This window comes from Paenibacillus sp. PastF-3 (assembly GCF_029893135.1).
Taxonomy (GTDB): Bacteria; Bacillota; Bacilli; order Paenibacillales; family Paenibacillaceae; genus Paenibacillus_AQ; species Paenibacillus_AQ nitricinens.
The window spans coordinates 204,122-224,079 of record NZ_JARXWM010000005.1; the positions used below are offsets into that span (position 1 = coordinate 204,122).

General features: G+C 43.7%; 14 protein-coding genes. 8 read left to right on the forward strand and 6 right to left on the reverse strand.

Going from position 1 to position 19,958, the window contains the following annotated elements; genetic code table 11:
* Positions 1-9 precede the first annotated feature (9 nt).
* Complete coding sequence (locus M2444_RS12640) at positions 10-2,322, reverse strand: UvrD-helicase domain-containing protein (protein WP_280787128.1); 2,313 nt, start codon at positions 2,320-2,322, stop codon at positions 10-12.
* A gap of 390 nt (positions 2,323-2,712) precedes the next feature.
* On the opposite strand from M2444_RS12640, the gene M2444_RS12645 reads away from it, so the two are divergent.
* Together M2444_RS12645 and M2444_RS12650 are read left to right on the forward strand one after the other, a co-directional pair.
* On the forward strand, positions 2,713-3,549 hold the full coding sequence (locus tag M2444_RS12645; RefSeq protein WP_094878614.1) for a DUF6492 family protein: 837 nt from the start codon (positions 2,713-2,715) through the stop codon (positions 3,547-3,549).
* Between the two features lie 11 nt (positions 3,550-3,560).
* A complete protein-coding gene (locus M2444_RS12650; protein WP_280787201.1) occupies positions 3,561-4,922 on the forward strand; it encodes a sugar phosphate nucleotidyltransferase in 1,362 nt (453 codons plus the stop codon).
* A gap of 76 nt (positions 4,923-4,998) precedes the next feature.
* Here M2444_RS12650 and M2444_RS12655 read toward each other — a convergent pair whose 3' ends face one another.
* Both M2444_RS12655 and M2444_RS12660 read right to left on the reverse strand, forming a co-directional pair.
* Positions 4,999-6,720, reverse strand: coding sequence for a sensor histidine kinase (locus M2444_RS12655; RefSeq protein ID WP_280787129.1), 1,722 nt, complete (start codon positions 6,718-6,720; stop codon positions 4,999-5,001).
* Positions 6,698-8,266, reverse strand: coding sequence for a response regulator (locus tag M2444_RS12660; RefSeq protein WP_179283780.1), 1,569 nt, complete (start codon positions 8,264-8,266; stop codon positions 6,698-6,700). Before M2444_RS12660 ends, M2444_RS12655 begins: the two co-directional genes overlap by 23 nt.
* A gap of 252 nt (positions 8,267-8,518) precedes the next feature.
* On the opposite strand from M2444_RS12660, the gene M2444_RS12665 reads away from it, so the two are divergent.
* The 4 genes from M2444_RS12665 to M2444_RS12680 all read left to right on the forward strand — a co-directional run bounded on the left by M2444_RS12665 (position 8,519) and on the right by M2444_RS12680 (position 14,346).
* Positions 8,519-10,231 (forward strand): type 2 periplasmic-binding domain-containing protein, encoded by a 1,713-nt coding sequence (locus M2444_RS12665; RefSeq protein WP_094873865.1) that lies wholly within the window; start codon positions 8,519-8,521, stop codon positions 10,229-10,231.
* Between the two features lie 22 nt (positions 10,232-10,253).
* Positions 10,254-11,144 carry an ABC transporter permease gene (locus M2444_RS12670; RefSeq protein ID WP_094873867.1) on the forward strand — a complete coding sequence of 297 codons (891 nt, stop codon included), beginning with the start codon at positions 10,254-10,256 and terminating at the stop codon, positions 11,142-11,144.
* Between the two features lie 18 nt (positions 11,145-11,162).
* The gene (locus tag M2444_RS12675; RefSeq protein ID WP_094873869.1) at positions 11,163-12,041 is read left to right on the forward strand and encodes a carbohydrate ABC transporter permease; all 879 of its coding nucleotides are present in this window, start codon (positions 11,163-11,165) and stop codon (positions 12,039-12,041) included.
* Positions 12,042-12,105: 64 nt separating this feature from the next.
* Positions 12,106-14,346: an amylo-alpha-1,6-glucosidase gene (locus tag M2444_RS12680; RefSeq protein WP_280787130.1), complete on the forward strand. Its 2,241-nt coding sequence runs from the start codon at positions 12,106-12,108 to the stop codon at positions 14,344-14,346.
* Positions 14,347-14,419: 73 nt separating this feature from the next.
* On the opposite strand, the gene M2444_RS12685 is transcribed toward M2444_RS12680, so the two are convergent.
* On the reverse strand, positions 14,420-15,283 hold the full coding sequence (locus tag M2444_RS12685) for a Cof-type HAD-IIB family hydrolase (protein ID WP_094878619.1): 864 nt from the start codon (positions 15,281-15,283) through the stop codon (positions 14,420-14,422).
* Between the two features lie 272 nt (positions 15,284-15,555).
* Here M2444_RS12685 and M2444_RS12690 point away from each other — a divergent pair, with 272 nt between their 5' ends.
* Entirely contained in the window at positions 15,556-16,797 is a 1,242-nt protein-coding gene (locus tag M2444_RS12690; RefSeq protein ID WP_280787131.1) for a DUF445 domain-containing protein, read from the forward strand.
* 154 nt (positions 16,798-16,951) lie between these two features.
* Here M2444_RS12690 and M2444_RS12695 read toward each other — a convergent pair whose 3' ends face one another.
* Positions 16,952-18,055, reverse strand: a complete 1,104-nt coding sequence (locus tag M2444_RS12695; protein ID WP_094873876.1) for a glycosyltransferase family 4 protein — start codon at positions 18,053-18,055, stop codon at positions 16,952-16,954.
* A gap of 182 nt (positions 18,056-18,237) precedes the next feature.
* On the opposite strand from M2444_RS12695, the gene M2444_RS12700 reads away from it, so the two are divergent.
* Positions 18,238-19,017 (forward strand): YheC/YheD family protein, encoded by a 780-nt coding sequence (locus M2444_RS12700; RefSeq protein WP_280787132.1) that lies wholly within the window; start codon positions 18,238-18,240, stop codon positions 19,015-19,017.
* On the opposite strand, the gene M2444_RS12705 is transcribed toward M2444_RS12700, so the two are convergent.
* Positions 19,010-19,825 (reverse strand): hypothetical protein, encoded by an 816-nt coding sequence (locus M2444_RS12705; protein WP_094873878.1) that lies wholly within the window; start codon positions 19,823-19,825, stop codon positions 19,010-19,012. The two genes, M2444_RS12700 and M2444_RS12705, sit on opposite strands and share 8 nt — an antisense overlap.
* Between the last annotated feature and the right edge of the window lie 133 nt (positions 19,826-19,958).

Below are 19,958 nucleotides of genomic sequence, written 5' to 3' on the forward strand. Positions count from 1 at the left end.
GCGTATAAATTATACAGGAACTTCTCTTTGATCTTTCGTCATAGGTGAGCTACAGAGTGGGCAGGGTTTTGAGGTCAAGTGATCCTCAGCTCCGCCAGCTTTCATCCGTGTCCAACCAGGACAACTGCTGCTCGTGCAATTCCATACTGGAACGACATGGGTTTTTGTTGTGGTTGTTCGGCTGGTCGGCAAGGCTCTTGTCGTTACCGATCTTGTCGTTACAGTTCTGCCCACCGAAGTCGCTGCAGAAGCAGAAACGGCAGATCGGAAGGCGGATAACATGAAGCGGGAGACCTCCGCTTTTTTACCCCGATGTTGTGCGGGCGAGCTGATAAATAGCTCCTCTCGGGCTCTCGTAACGGCTACATACGCCAGTCTCCGTTCTTCCTCCAATGCTGCTAAGCTTGAAGCTCCGCTGCTTCCGGCCGCAAGCTTGCGGTCTTTTAGCCGGTCGCCCTCCAGTGCAGAGCTATGCGGAAGGATTCCCTCAGACGCTCCAATTAAAAAGACTACAGGGAACTCAAGTCCCTTTGATTTATGAATGGTCATTAATGCAATCCGGTTGCCTTGCTCTTTCGTACCAGGTTGACGATTATGCTCGTTGCGCTCGGTAACATTATCTATGAAATCAAGAAAGGCAGGGATGCTGTCAAAACGCGCCGCGGAGGATTCTAGCTCATCTAGCATTTCTTTTAACGTCTCTCGGTGCAGCGTCGCTTGATGCCGTTCATTCGCCTCGATGAAATAATCATAGAATTGGGTACGAATCTGACGGATCGCTTGTATCGGGGTCAGTTCACGTATATTCCGAATGAGATCGAGCCGATCTCTTAGCTTACCTCCCTTAAAGTCTTCCATGCCAGGCATAGACAACAGGTGGATCAGCGGTCCTTGCTTGGGCTGTCTCGCTTCCATCTGGCGGATGTGATTCATGCCTTTTTCACGGTTCATATACAGCGTTGGCAGGATATTCTCCATCGCTGCAAAATTCCGCCGATTTACGGAGAGTCTCAAATGATCCACTACCGGCGAGATCAACCAGTGCTCGTACAATAATTGTCCTTCTCCGTAATCAATATAAGGAATATCGCGTAAAAGGAGCAGTTCGAGAACGGCCCGATTGCTGCTGGACGCTCGGTACAACATGGCGAAGTCTCGATATTCTCTTTTGCCGGTAGAGACCTCATTTAAAATATGCTCGACCATCTGCTCAGCTTCCTCGTCTGCTGTCTGCGGACGCAGATACCGGGGCTGACTTCCGCTGCCTTTGGCCGCTTGCAGGGTTTTGGAGCGCCGGCGTGTATTGTGCTTGATAATGCCGTTGCCGAGACCGACTATGGCTGGGCCCGAGCGGTAATTAATATCGAGAGTAATGACCTTTGCTCCCGGATAGAGCTTCTCGAACTCCAAAATGAACTCGCTGCGCGCCCCGTTGAAGGAATAAATCGTTTGGTCATCATCACCAACCACCATTAGATTATGCTGTGGGTGAGCAACCATTTTGACAAGCTCGTACTGCAAGGCGTTAGTATCTTGAAACTCATCGACCATTACATACAAATATCTCATCTGCAATTCCTGCAAAAGCGCCGGACGCTCCTTCAGCATCCGATAAGCAATTAAGAGGACATCATCGAAATCAATTTTGAAATTGTCTTGTTTCCATTGTTCATATATTTCTAGAATGGATTTCATTTCTTTTTCGGCAGTGGTTCCTTCCGGTAGATCTTCCACGGTGCCCATGTTCATTTTGCAGGAGGAGAGTAGTGAGAGTAGGGTTTCCGGTGGATAAGCATCCTTCGGCAGCCCAAGCTCCCGCATGATCTGCTTCAATAGGATATGCTGGCGCCGTGTCTCACTGAAAATTTCCTGCTGCAATCCCTGTCTGCGTAAGAAAAACAAGAAAAAGGAATGGAACGTCCGAGCCTGCAGCCTTGCGACGTCCGCTGTGCTTACGCCCGGGAGCAGGGCGATTCGTTCGCGCATTTCTGCCGCGGCTTTGCTAGAGAAAGTCAGCAATAGCAGCTGACTTGGCGAGACGCCGCGCACGGACAACAAATAACCGGTTCTGCAGATCAGAACCGAGGTTTTGCCGGAGCCTGCGCCGGCCAGTGTCAGCAGCGGCCCTTTATGATGCCGCACCGCTGCAATCTGCGGGCGGTTGAGCAGGATGCCACCATCCTCTAGCCTGCGGAAATAAGCGGAGTCCCCCTCTTCCCGCTTCACTAGATCCTTGCTGGTCTGTGCTGAAGCTACTGCCGCTTGCGGGATGCGTTCGCCGGTTGCTCCCAGCGGGATATTATGAAATAAGAGCTTATTCAATAGATTCACCTTCATATATTTCGGTATAGAGTGTCCTCAAAGAATCTAATCTTATGATGCTTTGAGTTCATCTTAAATAGTGTCTTAAATTTAGCCAATCTACAATATACCATCCCAGCGTTTTTGCTGCACAGAAAAAAATGCTGGATATAGTGTGGATAAAGGGTGAGGTTTGGTTGCGTGGGTGAGGATCGGTGAGCGGAAAGTACGGTATAAATCCCGTAGAAATGCTGGAATTAGGATCGGTGAGCGGAAAGTACGGTATAAACCCCGTAGAAATGCTGGAATTAGGCTCCGTGAGCGCCCCGCTCTTATGTTTACAGTAAAGCCCATTCCCTTTCCTTATCATGCTCATATCCTAAAGCAAAATCATGATATGGAGATGACCCTATGCCCTCACCCCGTAAAGTCAGCATAAGACATGCCGCTACTATAGATGTACTGATTCCGGCTATTGAAAAAGATCTGGCTACACTGCCCTATGTAATTGACGCTGTTCGAGCACATGTTAAGCATCCCATCGGCGAAATTTTGATTGTTGCTCCCAAGAAGCAGCGGATCATTGATTTCTGCCGTGCTAAGGGCTGCACATTTATTAATGAGAATACGGTCCTGCCGATTACGAAAAAAGACATTCATTACCGTTCACGCACATGGGAACGGTCGGGGTGGTTGTTTCAGCAATTGCTGAAATTGAATGGTGACAAGCTGTGTACGGCTGACTATTTTTTAGTCATCGATGCAGATACGGTCTTAATCGCTCCTCATAGATTCCGTGAGAAGGGAAAGACGATTTTTTACAGCCGCAATTGGAGTCAGCCTCAGTACTTTACAACCTATAGGAAGCTGATGGGTAGAAAGGCGTCATCTACATCCTCTTTTGTGACCCATTACATGCTGTTTGAACGTAGTCAATTGGCCCAAATGAAAAGAGAAATAGAAGCAAAGCATCAGAAGCCCTGGTATTCGGCGATTTTACACAGTATGAACCGTACTAAGCAATTTGCTTTCTCTGAATTCGAAACTTATGGGAATTACCTGTATTCGAAGGACCGTGGGGGCATGAAGATCCAAACAGCACGCAATAAAGGTCTTCATATGAATGCAGGTCAGCTGTCCAAGCAGAAGCTGAATGAGCTGGCGAAAAAATACAGATCATTGTCTTTTCATAAGCGGAAGGGGTATGTGAGAACACCGGGTAGTAAGTCCAGCGCAGGGGGGCGATAACGTTGCAGATCGTGCTCCTTTCAGGGGGATCGGGGAAGAGGCTGTGGCCGCTGTCAAATGAGATCAGGTCAAAGGCATTTTTAAGACTTCTCCCAACAGAAAATGGCGGCATGGAGTCGATGATCGAGCGAGTATGCAGAGGGCTGGATGAGGCAGGATTGTTAGATTCAAGCTGCATTGTAACTCATCGCAGTCAGGTGGAAATTACCCGCAAATCTGTTGGAAATCAGGTTGCTTTACTGGCGGAGCCACAGAAGCGGGGAACCTTTACTGCAGTTGCACTGGCGGCGAGCTATTTGCATTCCGTAAAGAAAATAAACTTAGAAGAGATCGTTGTGGTCATTCCGGTGGACTCTTATGTAGAGGCTTCTTTTTTCAGTCAGCTTCGGCAGTTTCCCAGCGTGCTGTCCGAATCACAAGCGGATATTGCCCTGATCGGTGTTACGCCTGAATTCCCATCCACACAGTTCGGGTATATATTGCCGAGTGAAGGTTCAGAGGGGACGTCTTTTCTAAATGTGAAGCAATTTGCAGAGAAACCCGGCGAATTGGCGGCGGCCGAGTTCATTTCCCGTGGAGGACTATGGAACTGTGGGGTGTTCTCCTGCTCATTAGGACACTTGCTCTCAAGTATGGTGGCACGGAAGCTTCCAGTAGATTACACGGAGCTAGTGGAGCTTTATGACGAATTGCCAGAACGAAGTTTTGACTATGAAGTGCTTGAGCATACGCAGCGAGCGGTAGTTATTCCTTACACCGGAGTTTGGGCGGATATTGGTAGTTGGGATGCACTTACCCCTCATTTGCAGGTAAAAACAATTGGCAGAGGGAGCATTTCTGAGGATTCAAAAGGAACCTATTTGGTGAACGAGCTCTCTTGTCCCGTGCATGTTATTGGTGCCCCAGGTTTGATTGTGGCGGCAGGTGCGGATGGTATTTTGGTTGCTGGGATCGAGCAGGCGAAACGGATTAAGCAGAAGCTGGAGGGTCACGCGGCGAAGCCGATGATTGAAGAAAAGCGGTGGGGAAGCTCGCGCATTCTCGATTTCTCACGAACAGTTGCAGGGGTTGAGGTTACGACTTCCAAAATCACGATGTTGGCAGGAAAGCACACCAGCTATCATTTTCACAGGCATACCAAAGAAATATGGTCTTTACTTTCGGGGGATGGAGAGTACCGTATGAACGGCGTTCTTCATGCAGTTACAGCCGGAGACACGGTCACAATACCTGCCGGTGCGAGACATGGTTTGCGGGCGATTACACCGCTCGAATTGATCATTATTGAACTGGTGACGTCTCCTGATGTGGGGGACTATGTGCGTGTTTCTGCCGAATGGGCGGGGGAGGAAAGCGCTCCTGATCATTTGTAAATCAATGAATTGAAGTAAATCAACCGGGTCTTTTTGAAACCAGCGTACTTGTCCCGGTTGATTTTGAGTATAATCGTTATAAATTTGAGCCACCTTCGTATCTTTTGGATGGAAATCGAAAGATGACCTCCGTTCCCAGTCCTAGAATGCTGCTAATGGATAAGCCGTATTCTGGTCCGTACATTAGCATAGCCCGGTCATTTACATTTTTGAGCCCATAGCCTATCGACTGGGATTTTAGCAGAAGATTAAGTCGTTCTTGTGGGATGCCAACGCCATTATCCTTTACTTTGAAGAGGATACACTCCTCCACCATTTCTCCGGATAGAATAATTTTGCTTCCTTCTTCTTCTCTATTCTCGATGCCATGAATAATAGCATTCTCTATTAGAGGCTGAAGCATCAGGTTAGGCATGTAATAAGAGAGAATAGCCTCGTCGATTTGGTATTCTACCTCAAAGCTGTTGCTATGCATGTTAAGCTGAATTTGTATATAAGCTTGTACATTCAATAGTTCATCCGAAACCGAAATGATATTATTCCCTTTATTCAGGGTAGTCCGATAGAACGTGGACAGAAGCTGCGCCATTTCACTAATATCTGTGGCATGGATTCGAATGGCTCTCCAATTGATGAGCGAAAGAGCATTATATAGAAAATGGGGATTGATCTGAGATTGTAGGGCTTTCATTTCATATTCTTTTCGTGAAATTTCCTCAATATATACTTTATCGATTAACACTTTAGTTTTGTCAACCATATTGCCAAAACCTCTGATTAAATCTCCGATTTCATCTTTGGATGTACTGGTGACCGTAACTTCCAGGGATCCCTCTTCTACGGTACGCATATTATTGCGTAGACGCTTAATTTGTGAATTGAATTTTCGAGAGAATAAATTGGCAGTTATAGCAACGGCAGCAATACAGGCAACAATAACAAGCCCGATTGTCGTGAGGATTTTCCAGGCAGAATTCGTAATCATCTTCGTAGGTTTGCATAACATCACTGTCCATCCTGATATAGGAACTTCAGATTGCAATACAGTGTACTTTGTATTTTTCCATTGCAGCGTATCCATGTTATCTGTGCTATTGGAAGGAATATATCCTTCTATACCAGGCGAGGCATAGATCGATTTTCCATAAGCATCTTTGACAAGAATCTCTGAACCCTGAGAGAGTAGGGGGTCAAAAGGATTAAATAGCGAATCGTAATTCACACGTGCATACAGCACATTTTCTTTAGGATTTTTCTGTTTCGTATTGATAATGCGTCGAACAGCAAAAATTTCCTTGTTTTCCGTAAACCACAGGACATCGACTGACTTCATCAACGCCGGGTACCAATGTTTCTGTTTAATATCATTTAAGGCTCGGACGGTATTGCCATGTGCCAAAAGATTGGTTCCTGTATACAGCGTTATTTGTTCTACACCGGTATTTAGATACCGTGCCGTATTGAAATTTTGGTCAATTACATGGGTTAACTGATCATACATTTCATACATACTTGTATAGGTATGATTGGCTGAATTAATAATTTCCTGATTAAAACTCAAGAAATTCATGAGTTTATTGTAAACATCTAAATGACTATTTAAAGCTAAAGCCCCTTGATTTAAGGCTGCTTTCAAATCAGATTTGGATTGCTTAATGAGGGATGATTTGGCTTCCTGATAGCAGAAGCTGCCCAATACAATAACAGGGATCATACTGATTAACATAAATGAAAGCATAATCTTGGTTTGAAACTTCAAATCGTGAATATTTTGCTTAAGTGTCCGCCAAAGTTGCATAATGCTCCTCCCGATATACAGAGGACTTCTGATTATACTGTCTATATTTTTCTGGTGTGTATCCATAGAAATCCCTGAAATTTTGGCAGAAGTATGAAATATTGCGATAGCCCACTGCGGTGCAAATGCTTGATATTTTTTGATGCGTATTTGTTAACAACTCTTTTGCGTTTTGCATGCGGACATTCTTAATATATTTATTAAGCCCACAGCCTGTCTGCTTCTTGAAGATGGAGCTAAGATAATGTGGAGATAAATACACTTTAGCAGCAAGCATTTCCAGACTGAGATCATCTGCATAATATTGTTCAATATATTGTTTGACGGCATCGACATCACGGTTCTGAATAGGCTCATGGTTGGTGGAGTTCTGATCAATCCGAGCGATACCTTCAAATATGATATCTTTGATGTCCCGCAAATCTTCAGATCCATATATGGTCTCGACGGCAGTCTGCAGCTCCATTTCTGATATCGGTGCAGCTTGTGTCATGATTTCTTGATAGATGGTGGAGAACATATACTTTACATACAAATGTGAATACTGTACTTGATGTACGTATTTTTGATATAAAATTTCAGTATTTGCCCGTAAGCTAAAAATATCTTGATCCTTCAAATTATTACGAATCTGATCTAGTAGATGACTATCTGTAAGGTCTGGATACAAGGCCTCAGAGAAATGTAAGTCATTTTGTGTATTAAATACAAAAGTATCTGGGAGAAAAAAACGATATTCCATCAATTCTTCTAATGAAGTCAAAATTGAACCTAAATCTGATATTGAGGTTACTTCCTCTTTCATAGCGAGATAACAATTCACTTTATATTTATCAAGGATACAATGATGCAGGTGCATTGCTGAATGATTATCAAACTGGGAAGAAGGGGACTTTTGCTCAGGAAACAGTAGTAGGCTTTGACATCCGTTTAGATTTAAGTAATCAGCAGATGAGTCTATTAAACCAAGTACAAACTCTTCGAATTCCGAATCTACAGATTCAAAAAATGGCTTGTCGAATTCTAACAAAAGCATTTTATTGTAATGGCTCGGTAATTCAATAGACAGCTCTTGAAGAGGAGGCGGGCTTCCGATGCCGTTGACTAGAGAGAAGAGTAGATGTTTTCTCACATAGCTTAGCTTTCTTTGAGACGCTTTTTCTTTTTGCTGCTGGTGCTTTAATTCCTGAATAACCTTTTCCAAAGTAGTCTGGAACGCTTCTATATTAACCGGTTTCAAAAGATACTCGGATACACCCAGGGAGAGGGCTGTTTTAGCATACTCAAATTCAGCGAATCCGCTGAATAAGATCACCTTAAGTTTGGAGTGCAGCTTTAATGCTTCCTTTGTTAGCTGTAATCCATCCATTATAGGCATCCGCACATCGGTAAATAGAATATCGACAGAGTGTGCGCTTACATATTCAAGTGCTTTACGGCCGTTTTCTGCAACATGCAATTGGAGGGGGAAGCCAAGCTCCTTAATGAGGAAAGCAATTCCCTCTCGCTCCTCCTTATGATCATCTACCACCAGTATGGATAACATTATGTACCACCTTTCGACATGTAGTGACATTGATATTGTAGTATAACATCTTCGACCGTAGCAATAATTCCCCGATATTATCATCAATGATGAGTATTTATTTGTGTAAAACATAATTTTTTTGCGTTTACGATGGATGGCAAGAATCTATAAACTTAAGGAAGTAACAATATAAATTTTTTTTGAAGCTGGCCGGCGCTTTGAAATCGTTTTCTAATACGAGTTTTTTATAGAAAAAGGGAGGCTCTTATAATGAAACATAAATTGAGAAAATCAAGCTCCATCATATTAGCATCACTATTAGCTGTTGCTATGGTAGGTTGTTCGAGTTCTAATAATTCTTCAGCATCTACCCCAAAGACAGATGCGAGTGATCCTGCATGGAAAGAAGCACAGACGACTCCGTTTGGCGCATATCCTGAAACGGTTTCTTATTCTGTGGGACAAGTGGCAACAAGCTATTCGGCACTTGCAGGAACCTCTTATGAGGGTGATAATTCCACAAACAATGTATGGACAAGATATTTCAAGAATAAGCTGAATATCCAAAATACGACCTCGTTTGAATCGAATGATGGTACAGACTATAGTCAGAAAGTTTCGATGGCCATTGTAAGTGGTGAAATCCCTGATCTTATGGTGGTTCCCGACTATGCGACATTGCAACAGCTTTATGAGAACGATCTGATTGCAGATCTGACAGAAGCTTATGAGAATACGGCCAGTGACCGTATTAAGGAAATTTATGATTCCTACGGTGGACGTGTTCTGGATAGTGCAAAGTTTGATGGCAAGCTGATGGCTATACCAACAACTGAAATCTCACATGGCCCTGGTATCCTCTGGCTTCGTAAAGACTGGATGGACAAATTGGGACTTGCTGATCCAAAAACAATGGCCGATGTCGAGAACATTATTAAGCAATTTGTAGAAAAAGATCCAGGTGGCAACGGAGCGGGTAAAACGCTAGGTCTTATTGTTGATAATGAAAACGTTGCTGGTGTTTCTGGTGGACAATTCTCATTTAATAATATCTTTTCATTATATGGTGCGTATCCAAAACAGTGGATTGATGATGGAAGTGGAAAGGCCGTATACGGATCTGTTCAACCAGAGATGAAGCCAGCACTGGCCAAGTTGTCTGAAATGTACAAGAATAACTTGATTGATCGTCAGTTTGCCGTACGTACTGGTGATGATCGCAAGGCGCTACTTACAAGTGGAAAAAGTGGTTCGTTCATGGATAATTGGTGGGGAAGCTGGACTGTAGCTGACACGCTTAAGCTGAATCCAGAAGCGAAATGGGTATCTTATGTTGCCCCACAATCAGAGGATGGCTCGCTTACCATGTTCACTGGAAATCCTTCCAGCAGTTATTTGGTTGTTCGCAAAGGCTTTGAACATCCTGAACTGGCAGCCAAGCTCGTGAGTGTTCAATATGACTATCAGCGTTACCAAGAAAAAGATGCAAAAGCTCTGAAAGAATTTGAAGATTATAAGAGCATGAATGTTGGCGGATCTCCACTTGCCATTAATATCGATTATTATGACGCTTTCTATCGTAATGTTGACATCATGAAAGAAGCATTAGAAACAGGAGATACAAGTAAATTGACTAGCAATGAGGATTTGACGGCTTATAACTCCTATAAGAAATATCTTGATAGTGAGAAGAATGGAGGAACACCAGATTCTAATGCATGGGCTGGCTACACTTCCAGTATTACAACAGCTAGTTTGGTGAAAGCCTCAAATATTAAAGAAGTGAATCCATTGTTCTTTGGAAGTACAGCATCCATGACTTTGAAATGGCCAACACTTACTAAAATGGAGCTTGAAATGTATTTGAAAATCATTACAGGTGAGCAGAAACCTGACGCATTTGATAAGTTTGTAGAGAGCTGGAATAAAACTGGCGGCGAAGTCATTACTAAGGAAGTTAACGAAGCGATAGCAACCAAATGATGTTGAAAGAGATGATCCGTAAATGAAAAATAAAAAAGATCAGACAGCATTCCATCTCATGATGGCGCCAGGCATGATTTTCCTAATTATCTTTTCGTTTATTCCAATGTTCGGGATTATAATGGCTTTTCAGAATTATATTCCGGCTAAAGGAATGAGTGGTTCATCCTGGGTAGGTCTTGATAATTTCAAATTTATGCTACAAATTCCAGACAGTAAACAGATTTTCAGTAATACGATCGTTATCGCGTTATGGAAGATTATTGTGGGTACTTTTACATCCATTGTGTTTGCCCTGTTATTAAATGAAATTCGTGTGAAGTTTGCTAAGCGATTTGTACAGACAGTTGTATATCTGCCGAACTTCTTGTCATGGGCGATCTTGGCTACTGTAGTCATGAACATCTTCTCTTATGAAGGTCCCGTTAATGCCATGTTAAGCTGGTTTGGGATTGACCCAGTCTTGTTTATGGCCAGCAATACCTGGTTTAGACCGATGCTAGTATTAACAGATGTTTGGAAAGGTTTCGGGTACGGTTCAATCATCTACCTAGCTTCCCTGACATCTATTGATCCCGGACTTTATGAGGCGGGCTCCATCGATGGAGCCAACCGGTTTAAGAAACTGTGGCATATCACGTTGCCAGGTTTGATGCCAACTATTTTGCTGGTTACAACCTTGAACTTGCCGAATGTATTAAATGCTGGTTTTGATCAGATCTTCAATCTGTATAATCCTTTGGTGTATGAATCTTCGGATATTATTGATACCTACGTTTATCGGGTGGGTCTGGTAGAAAGACAATACAGCTTAGGTACAGCAGTTGGCCTATTACGGTCGGTCGTTGGGATCGTACTGATTCTTTCTGCGAATAAATTGGCCCAAAAACTTACGGATTATCGTATTTTCTAAAGAAAGGGGGGTTCTCCCATTTACGCATCTAACATCAAGGGTCGTATTGCAGATGTTATTATCTGGGTATTTGTTCTAGCGTTCGCTTTGTCCTGTCTTATACCGTTAGTCAATTTAGTAGCCATCTCTTTCAGTGATAATGCGGCGGCTTCGGCAAATCTTGTAAGTATATTCCCGGTTAATCCGACATTTAGCTCCTATGAAAAATTATTGTCTGACAGCCAGTTTTGGCGTTCATTCATGATCTCTGTAGAACGGGTAGTGTTAGGTCTGCTTGTGAATATGGTACTGATGATTCTTACAGCCTATCCATTGTCTAAAAGTTCACGAGTATTCACAGGTCAGAAGATTTATATGAATCTCGTTATCTTTGCAATGTTATTCTCAGGCGGATTGATTCCAACCTTTATGGTAGTCAAAGAGCTTAACCTTTTAGACTCCATCTGGTCATTGATCTTACCGGGTGCCGTACCGATAGGGAATGTTATCTTGCTGATGAATGCATTCCGGGCTGTACCGAAATCGCTAGAGGAAGCTGCGAATATAGATGGAGCCTCGCAGTGGAGAATATTAGGGACAATTTATCTTCCGATAGTATTGCCTACGCTTGCCACGGTTACGCTCTTTACTATTGTGGGCCATTGGAATGATTACTTTGGTGCCCTGGTGTATATTAATAAAACGGCGAATTATCCATTGCAGACCTATATCCAACAGCTTAGCGTTGAGGTTCAGAATATTACAGATCCGGAGAAATTAATGGAATTAGCAAAGGTTTCGAATAAGACTTTGAACGCTGCTAAAATCGTAGTCTCCACGCTGCCATTGTTGTTGATTTATCCGTTTATGCAAAAGTATTTCGTATCAGGGATTGTCGTTGGTTCGGTTAAAGAATAAATATTAGTAGACAGCCGCTATGAAGCTTCATAGCGGCCTACTATTTTCAAGTAGGAGGCTTACAATGAATAGTAATAGTAATAGTAATCAAGTTCATCCATCCATTCTGGATGAAATGAAGATGTTTATCTCTCCAGAAGCTAATCGGAGTATTTCATTTACGAATAAAGAGGCCGCATTTTATTTTACGCAATCTCATCATACGAATCATGTGGAACATGCCTTTTTTGAGGGATTGAATATTGCTAAGAATAGAATTTTTGGTGGATACACTTTATTTGTGGGTGAGCAGAAGCTAGACAATCGACAATCTGAAGTTTGGGCCTATCCTTACAAAATGGTGCGTAACCATGCGGATTTGACAGAAGAGCTGTGGTTGTTGGATTATCATAATCTATTAGAAATTAGTCTCGCTAATGTGCAGGAAGCCATAGGTATTACTTTAAGAGGAGAGAATGTTACTTATATCAACCAACTGGATCAAATCGCGTTCTTTAGCCCTATCGAGGGAGATTGGGTCATTGCAGTTAGTGCTATTAACCCTTCGCCTTTGCACATGGATAATGAAATTCTAATGGCCGACGCAAACGCTGGAGGCTATTATATCGCTGTAGGGAAGACGAACGAAGCAGCAGCAGGTTTAATCCTTAAAGCTAAGCGAGATATAGGTGCTCTGAAAGATGAACGTGTTAAGCGGATGGAAGAGTTCTTACACCACAATGCCCATCTAACCAGCAGTGATGATACATTTACTTTAGCGATGAATTGGTTGAACATCACCATGGATCAGTTGGTTACTAGACAGCAGGGTGATGGTATCTATGCAGGACTGCCATGGTTTAACGAATATTGGGGACGAGATCAATTCATTGCGCTTCCAGGAGCCGTGTTAGTTACAGGGCAATTCGAAACGGCTAGAAATATCTTGCTGTCATTCGCAGAATTTCAGAATACGGACGAAGATTCTAAATACTTTGGTAGGATTCCAAATATCTTATCTCCTGGAAAGGTAGATTACCATACAACGGATGGTACGCCGCGATTCATTATCCAGTTGCAGGATTACGTTAAGTATTCAGGAGATACAGCGATCATTAAAGAGCTTTATCCCAATGTACAATATAGTATTGAAGGTTCCATAAAATATTGGGTAGATGATAAAGGGTACTTGAAGCACGCAGATAATGAAACTTGGATGGATGCCCGGGATGGCAATCTGGAGTCTTATTCTCCTCGGGATACCCGTGCCAATGATATTCAAGCACTCTGGTATAACCAATTGCTTGCTGGTGTTTACTTTGCTGAATATATGAATGACAAGGTGAATGCGGATAAATGGAAGGGTATTGCTGACACCTTGAAGCACCATTTTGAGTTGGATTTCTGTGATCAAGCTCATCCTTATTTAGCGGATAGACTAGACGCAGAGGACAAGCCGGAATTCTCCTTGCGCCCGAACCAGTTATTTGCTTTTGAAATGTTTAACGATAATGACTTTAAAGCAAGAGCGATTCGTACCGCATGGGAAGAGTTGGTCTACCCTTGGGGCGTTGCTTCTTTAGATAGACATCATCCTTTGTTCCGTCCATTTCATTTAACACCTCATTATCCGAAAGACGAGGCCTACCATAACGGTGCGGTCTGGATTTGGCTTAATGGTATTGCGATGCAGCGTATGATTGAAGCGGGGCAGGAAGAAACCGCCTATCAGCTATTCAAGAATATGAACTGGCAGGCCTTGAATCTAGGTGTTGTTGGTGGACTTTGTGAGAATATGGATGCTTATCCTGTGGAAGGGGAGAACTGGGCGAAGTTGACGGGGGCATACCTGCAAGCTTGGTCTAATGCTGAGCAGCTGCGTGTGTGGTATCAATATTTCTTAGGTATCCGTCCAGACCTGATTAACAATACACTGACCATTGCTCCAAGGATTCCGCAAGAGCTTGAATCCTTGGCTTATAATGTGAATATAGGAAAGGGACAGATCGAAGCCACGTATAACCGTGGACTTGAAGTCACTTACGCCTATACATTCAAGAATGTGGGACTGGAAGTTATGATCGATGTGTCTCCTTTTGAGAAGGTATCGCTTGAGGTTAAACCAAATATGGAGCTGGTTGTAAGACAAGAGGAACATTTACTGGCAGTCACCTTATATGATGAGAATCATCAAATACTCAAGGAGATTCAGTCAGGGCTGTCCGAATCACGTGTTATGCATAATAAGCAGAATAACGAGTTGTTAAAAGACGTTGAGTTTGCTAAGCCATTGAGCTTGGACAATCATCCTTGTATAAAGCGGTAGAAAAAAAACCTCTGACCCATCCTCAGGATGCTGTCAGAGGTTATTTAGCTGTTTATGATTAAGGTATGTTGGTTCAGAATTTAGCCAAAAGATGCTCAATTCCTACCGCTACCCCATCTTCATCATTACTGACGGTAACAAACTCAGCCATTTCCTTCAGAATGGGTGCCGCGTTAGCCATGGCAATTCGGTAGCCAGCCACCTCGAACATCGGTTGATCATTATAGCTGTCACCCATTACGGCTACATCTGCTAGCGGGATGCCATAGTGGGCGGCGAGTATAGTTACACCTGAGCCTTTGTTGGCGTCCTCATGGTTAATTTCGATATTATTGACATGGGAGGCTGTAATAATGAGGCCAGGGATCGCGGCGAAGCGGGTGGAGGCTTCTTTGAGCAGCTCCCGGTTTAGAGAAAAGGCTAATGTTTTATAAATGACGTTTTCTTCTTTACTCCAGATCTCTTCCATACTTTCGACGTATGTTACAGCCGCTTGTTGAAACTGCTGATCGATCATTGCTTTGAGCAGCCAGCTGACCTCCTCGGGTACTTCTTCTTCACTTAGTGAAGATAGCTTCTCTAATCTTACCCGTTTATTGAGTTCCACATATACGTTGTCCTCTGTGTATACCTCGTAATACAAATCAGGAATTTCGTTCATCCAGCGTAATGCAGGAATGATGTCCTCCTTATTCAGCGGCTTACTTGCTGCAAGCGTGTGGTCAGACAATGTAACCACTGCGCCATTCAGACTGACTACAGGGCATTCCAGATCTGCCAGCCGAAGTTGTCGTTCCGCATCCATAAAGGAGCGTCCCGTAGCAATAATTACGATATGACCTAAATTCTGAGCCTTTATAATCGCCTCACGGTTCTTTGGGCTAATTTGTCCTTCTTCGTTTAGCAATGTACCATCCATATCTAAAGCAATAAGCATAGTGTATGATCTCCTTGTCCAGTCATAGTTGTGCCCTTCGCGGGCCAGTGAGAACGTTACTTGTATCTTATCATTAATATTCTGAAAACCAAAAACACCTTTTCATTCCTATTCTAATCGTATATTTTTAGAAAATAGTTCAGTCGTGGTACAATAGTGGTTAAACTAATCGACTAGCCGAGTCTATCGTCTGTTCATGTCGTGGGACGTGATCCGCCGATATTTTGCCTGCGTAAGGACATCGGCAGCTGTGTATGTAAGGGGGACTAATCGTGAGATCCAAAAACTTGGCCACCATGTCACTAGCTTTTATGGCATGTGGGTTTCTGATTACACTATTTCTACCTGAAAATCTCGCTGTAATTCTACTAAGAGGCGGCTTTGAGGCCGGGCTCGTCGGGGGGATTGCCGACTGGTTCGCGGTAACCGCGTTATTCCGCCATCCGCTCGGGCTGCGTATTCCACATACCTCACTGCTGCTCAAGAATCGGGATAAGATTATCCAGTCGTTAATTACCGCTATGGAGACTGAGCTGCTGAACAAAGAGAGTATTGAGAACAAGCTGCGCAAGTTTGGTATTATGTCTATGGGTTCCAAGCTGCTGACAAAGTTCTTTAGCAAGAAGAAGGTGAGAGCCCAGATCCTAGAGCAGCTTAGCGAATTCGTGTCACGTCTTCCGGTAGAAAAAGCCGTACCTTTTCTTCAAAAGGCCGCTTCCGATTATATTCGTGAAGCAGAGCTTGGGGTTGCGGCTGATAAAATTGTCACTAAATTAATGAACGATGGAAAAGATGTAGCGGCTCTGGATTATGCGCTGGAAGGGGTATCTAATTGGAGCGGTCGTCCTGAAACGAAAGCTATGCTGGGTAAGATCGCCAGTGAGAAACTGGCTGAAGTGAAGCTCGGTGGACTTAAGGGGATGGCTTTCCAGGCTTTCGTTGGATTTATGGATGCGGATATGCTTGGTGAAATGCTGCAAGGAATGCTACAGTCCGGTGTTCGCGATTTCCGTGAGGAGGATAGCCCTTACCGTGAAGAGATCATCCGTGAAATTCGGGTGGCGCTGTTCCAGATTGTTAATGATGAGGCTAGAATGACTTCTGTAAAAGAATGGGCACTACATGAGCTTGAGGGAGAAGCGGCAACCGCTTTTCTGCATACTCAATTGGGGAACGCACGTAGCAAGGCGCTTTCTTTATTGGAAGAGGATCGAGCAGCTGGCGGACGCAAGTTATTTGCACTATACGCCATGCTTGTGCGCCGTATCAGTAAGGAACAAGAGTGGATTGGTAGCTGGGAGGAGCGGATTCGCGCTTCACTAATTGCATTTGTAGAGGCTAACCACTTCCGAATTGGTCTTTTGGTGAAAGAGAATCTAGATAGCATGGACGATGCTAGTTTAGTGAATATGCTGGAGGATAAAGTAGGTAAAGATCTTCAGTGGATTCGCGTAAACGGCGCGTTATGCGGCTTTGTTGTAGGGCTTGTCCTTACGGTTGTTCAGTTTATTTAAATCAAAATAGTCCGTCTCCAGTGATTGGAGGCGGACTATTTTTTTTGAAATATATGAGAGTATAAGTTTCACACTATACTTTCTGTCTTATATTTCTCGCTTAAACGCTTATCGTCCTTATAAGGATGCCGAAGGCGTTTATGCTTGTAGGAATCTATTGTTGTACTAAGGCAGCTTGATAAAGCCGCTCCAAATCAGTTGCTGTACGTTGCCAATTGAAGGCATCAAGCGCATCCGCTCGTCCTTGTCTGCCAATGGTTGCTGCTACCTCTGGATTCCGGCCTAGTCGCAGCAAATCTCTAGCAAAGGGTAAGGCCTCCCGATATCGTTCCACCAGATATCCATTATGGCCGGAGTCGATAATCTCACGGATACCGCCATTGCTAGAAGCGATGACCGGTAGTCCCGAGGCCATAGCCTCTACATTAACAAGTCCAAAGGATTCATGATTCTGAGAAGGACATACGAAGCAGTCGGCTGCTTGATAAAGGGTATGGATATCCTCATGAGCTACATTTCCAAGAAAGGAGACGGATACGCCTAGTCGCCGAGCAAGCAGCTTCAGCTGTCGCAAATACGTCGGTTTCCCTTTGCCTGCAATAACAAGATGAGCGGGAAGGTGTTTATTTAAATGGTACATAGCACGTATCAATACGGGCACCCCTTTGCGGGGAATGACTCGACCGACGAACAATACGGTAAAGATTCTCGGGAGTCTGTAAAGTCTGCGAAGATGGTATTTTTCCTGTATCGCTACAGGAGTAAATCGATCAAGATCTGCTCCGAGCAGGACGATGCGGATTTCATTGTTCAATTGAGGGAAACGACGGCTTAGTCTTCGCTGTAGAGAGTGGCTATTCGCAATAATCAGATCTGCTCTAGCCAAGGCACTGGCAGTCTTAACTGTGTCCGGTGTGAATGTAAGAGAATGCAGAAATAGAAATACAGGAAGATGAGGGAGCCGTTTCTTTACAGCAGACATAAGATGGGGACGATTATCGATCTGAACGATATCAAATGACTCATTCTGAATGTAGTCTAACACCGAAGTACGATAATGAACGGGAGTACTTGCGGGTAATCGAATGATTCTTACCTGCTCCAATATGGAAGCATCGGGCAGTCCCGGCGCTCTGCGGCTCACAATGGTAACCCTATGTTTCTCAGCCAGCCTTCTGGCAATGGCCCAAATGCAGATTTCTACTGACCCGTCTCCTGGAACCGGGAGACGTTCCGGCGCAATAATACAAATATGCATGGTTCATGCCTCCTCTGATCCGCTAATGGTTATCCTCTTCCCACCATATGCAGCTTGAGTATCTGGAGATACATCTGAGAGCGGAGAGGGCGTTCAACCCATTCCATTCATATAGTCGGAGCATAAAATACTAAGGTTAAGCAAGGCTGTGATCATTATTTGAGTGACAGGGGAGAGGGCAATTGGGAACGAAGTTAAAGTCTGCGTTGACCAGCAAATGGATTAAAACCAAGGTGCTCATGCAAAGTTCCGAGATTTCACCGCTCATTCCAGAAACAGTGAAGTTTAGTAAAGCAAACTTAAGAACGATGCTCTTGAAATATGGGATGATTTACGTTAAGCCGGAACATGGCACCTATGGTAACGGTGTAATGAAGGTTGAACAGAGTAAGGATTCTTCCCATGGAACGGAATACAAATACCAAAGTGGAACAAAGATAAAAACCTTTGGAGCCTATGACACCTTTTATTCATCCCTTAAGAAAGCGACACGCGGACGTAGTTACTTGATTCAGAGAGGGATTGTTTTGCTAAAGCACGGAAAGCATCGTTTTGATATCCGTGTGATGGTCCAGCTCAGTCCGCGTGGCAAATGGGAAACTACCGGATGGATTGGCCGAGTAGCTGAGAAGGGCAAGATTGTTACCAATTATCATAACGGTGGTACGCTAATGTCTATGGAGAAGCTGCTGTCGCCTTATTTGAACGATGCTCAGCAAACTCAGATGCTTAAGATATTGCGAAAGCTAGGTGAGGATACCGGACGTTTCTACCATAAGAAATATCCTGGCTTTAAACAGATTGGTGTAGATGTAGGATTAGATAGCCACATGACGCCTTGGATTATTGAAGTGAATACAAGTCCAGATCCATATATTTTTAAACATCTTTCTAATAAAAGCATGTACCGCAAAGTGATGGCTTACCGCAGAGCAAATGAGAAAAAGAAGTCCGTTAACTGATTTGCTTCTTCGTATTCGCAATAACAAGGGAAATCTTTTGTTCGAGCTCAATTATTTTTTGCTTATGGGTTGCAATCTGACGATAACCGGAGACCAGTGCAGCTAAGGACTGGGTAGTTAGGGTAAGGTTTTGTTTGCGAATCGCTGCTTTAAAGTCAGTCCAATCTGCTGAAATACGTTTGTTTAAAGAGGTGATCACGCTCTTGTTAGATTTGATCGTGATTTGAGGACTTTCAATGCCAGACAAGGTTTTGCGAGTCTCGGCTATCTTTTGGGAACGTTTCTTTTTCGCGGCGTTCAGCTGATTCTGCTTGTCACTGATCTCTTGGCGTGCCAACTGAACCAAGATCTTCATAGCATCACCTTGGGCACGCAGTACAGTATTCAAGGTCTTGTCCTTAAGAGACTTGGCGATACTAATTCGCTTGTTAAGTGCACTATACTGGTCGAATAAGGGCTGATAGCGCTGCTTGCTGCTCTTAACGGAGGCTTCCAATCGGGTCACTGCTTCAAGATCAATCCCTTTAATTTGTTGACGTACCACAACCAGCGATTGCTCATTATTGTAGTGAAGGATTCGGATTTGCTCCTCGCGCTGATCATACTGCAGCTTTAAGGTGGATAAATCATTGTAAAGAGAAGTCAGCTTAACTCTGGCAGGACCTTCTGCCGTTGCGGCCGTCAGATCAAAAGCCGCTTTAACAGAGGGGGTTAATTCTGTTGTAGATGCAGCAATAGCTTCGGATGATGTGCTTAGCAGTAGCAGGATCGTAAGCAGTAGTAAGGGCACTGACTTAAATATTTTCATTTATTCTCCTCCTATTGTCGCAACCTAATGGCAACAAAAAAAGCACCCGTAGCAAAGGCAAAAGCCTTTATTACGGGTGCTTCCAGCGTAATAGGTCACGAACGATATTATTAAAATATAAGAAAGTATAAGT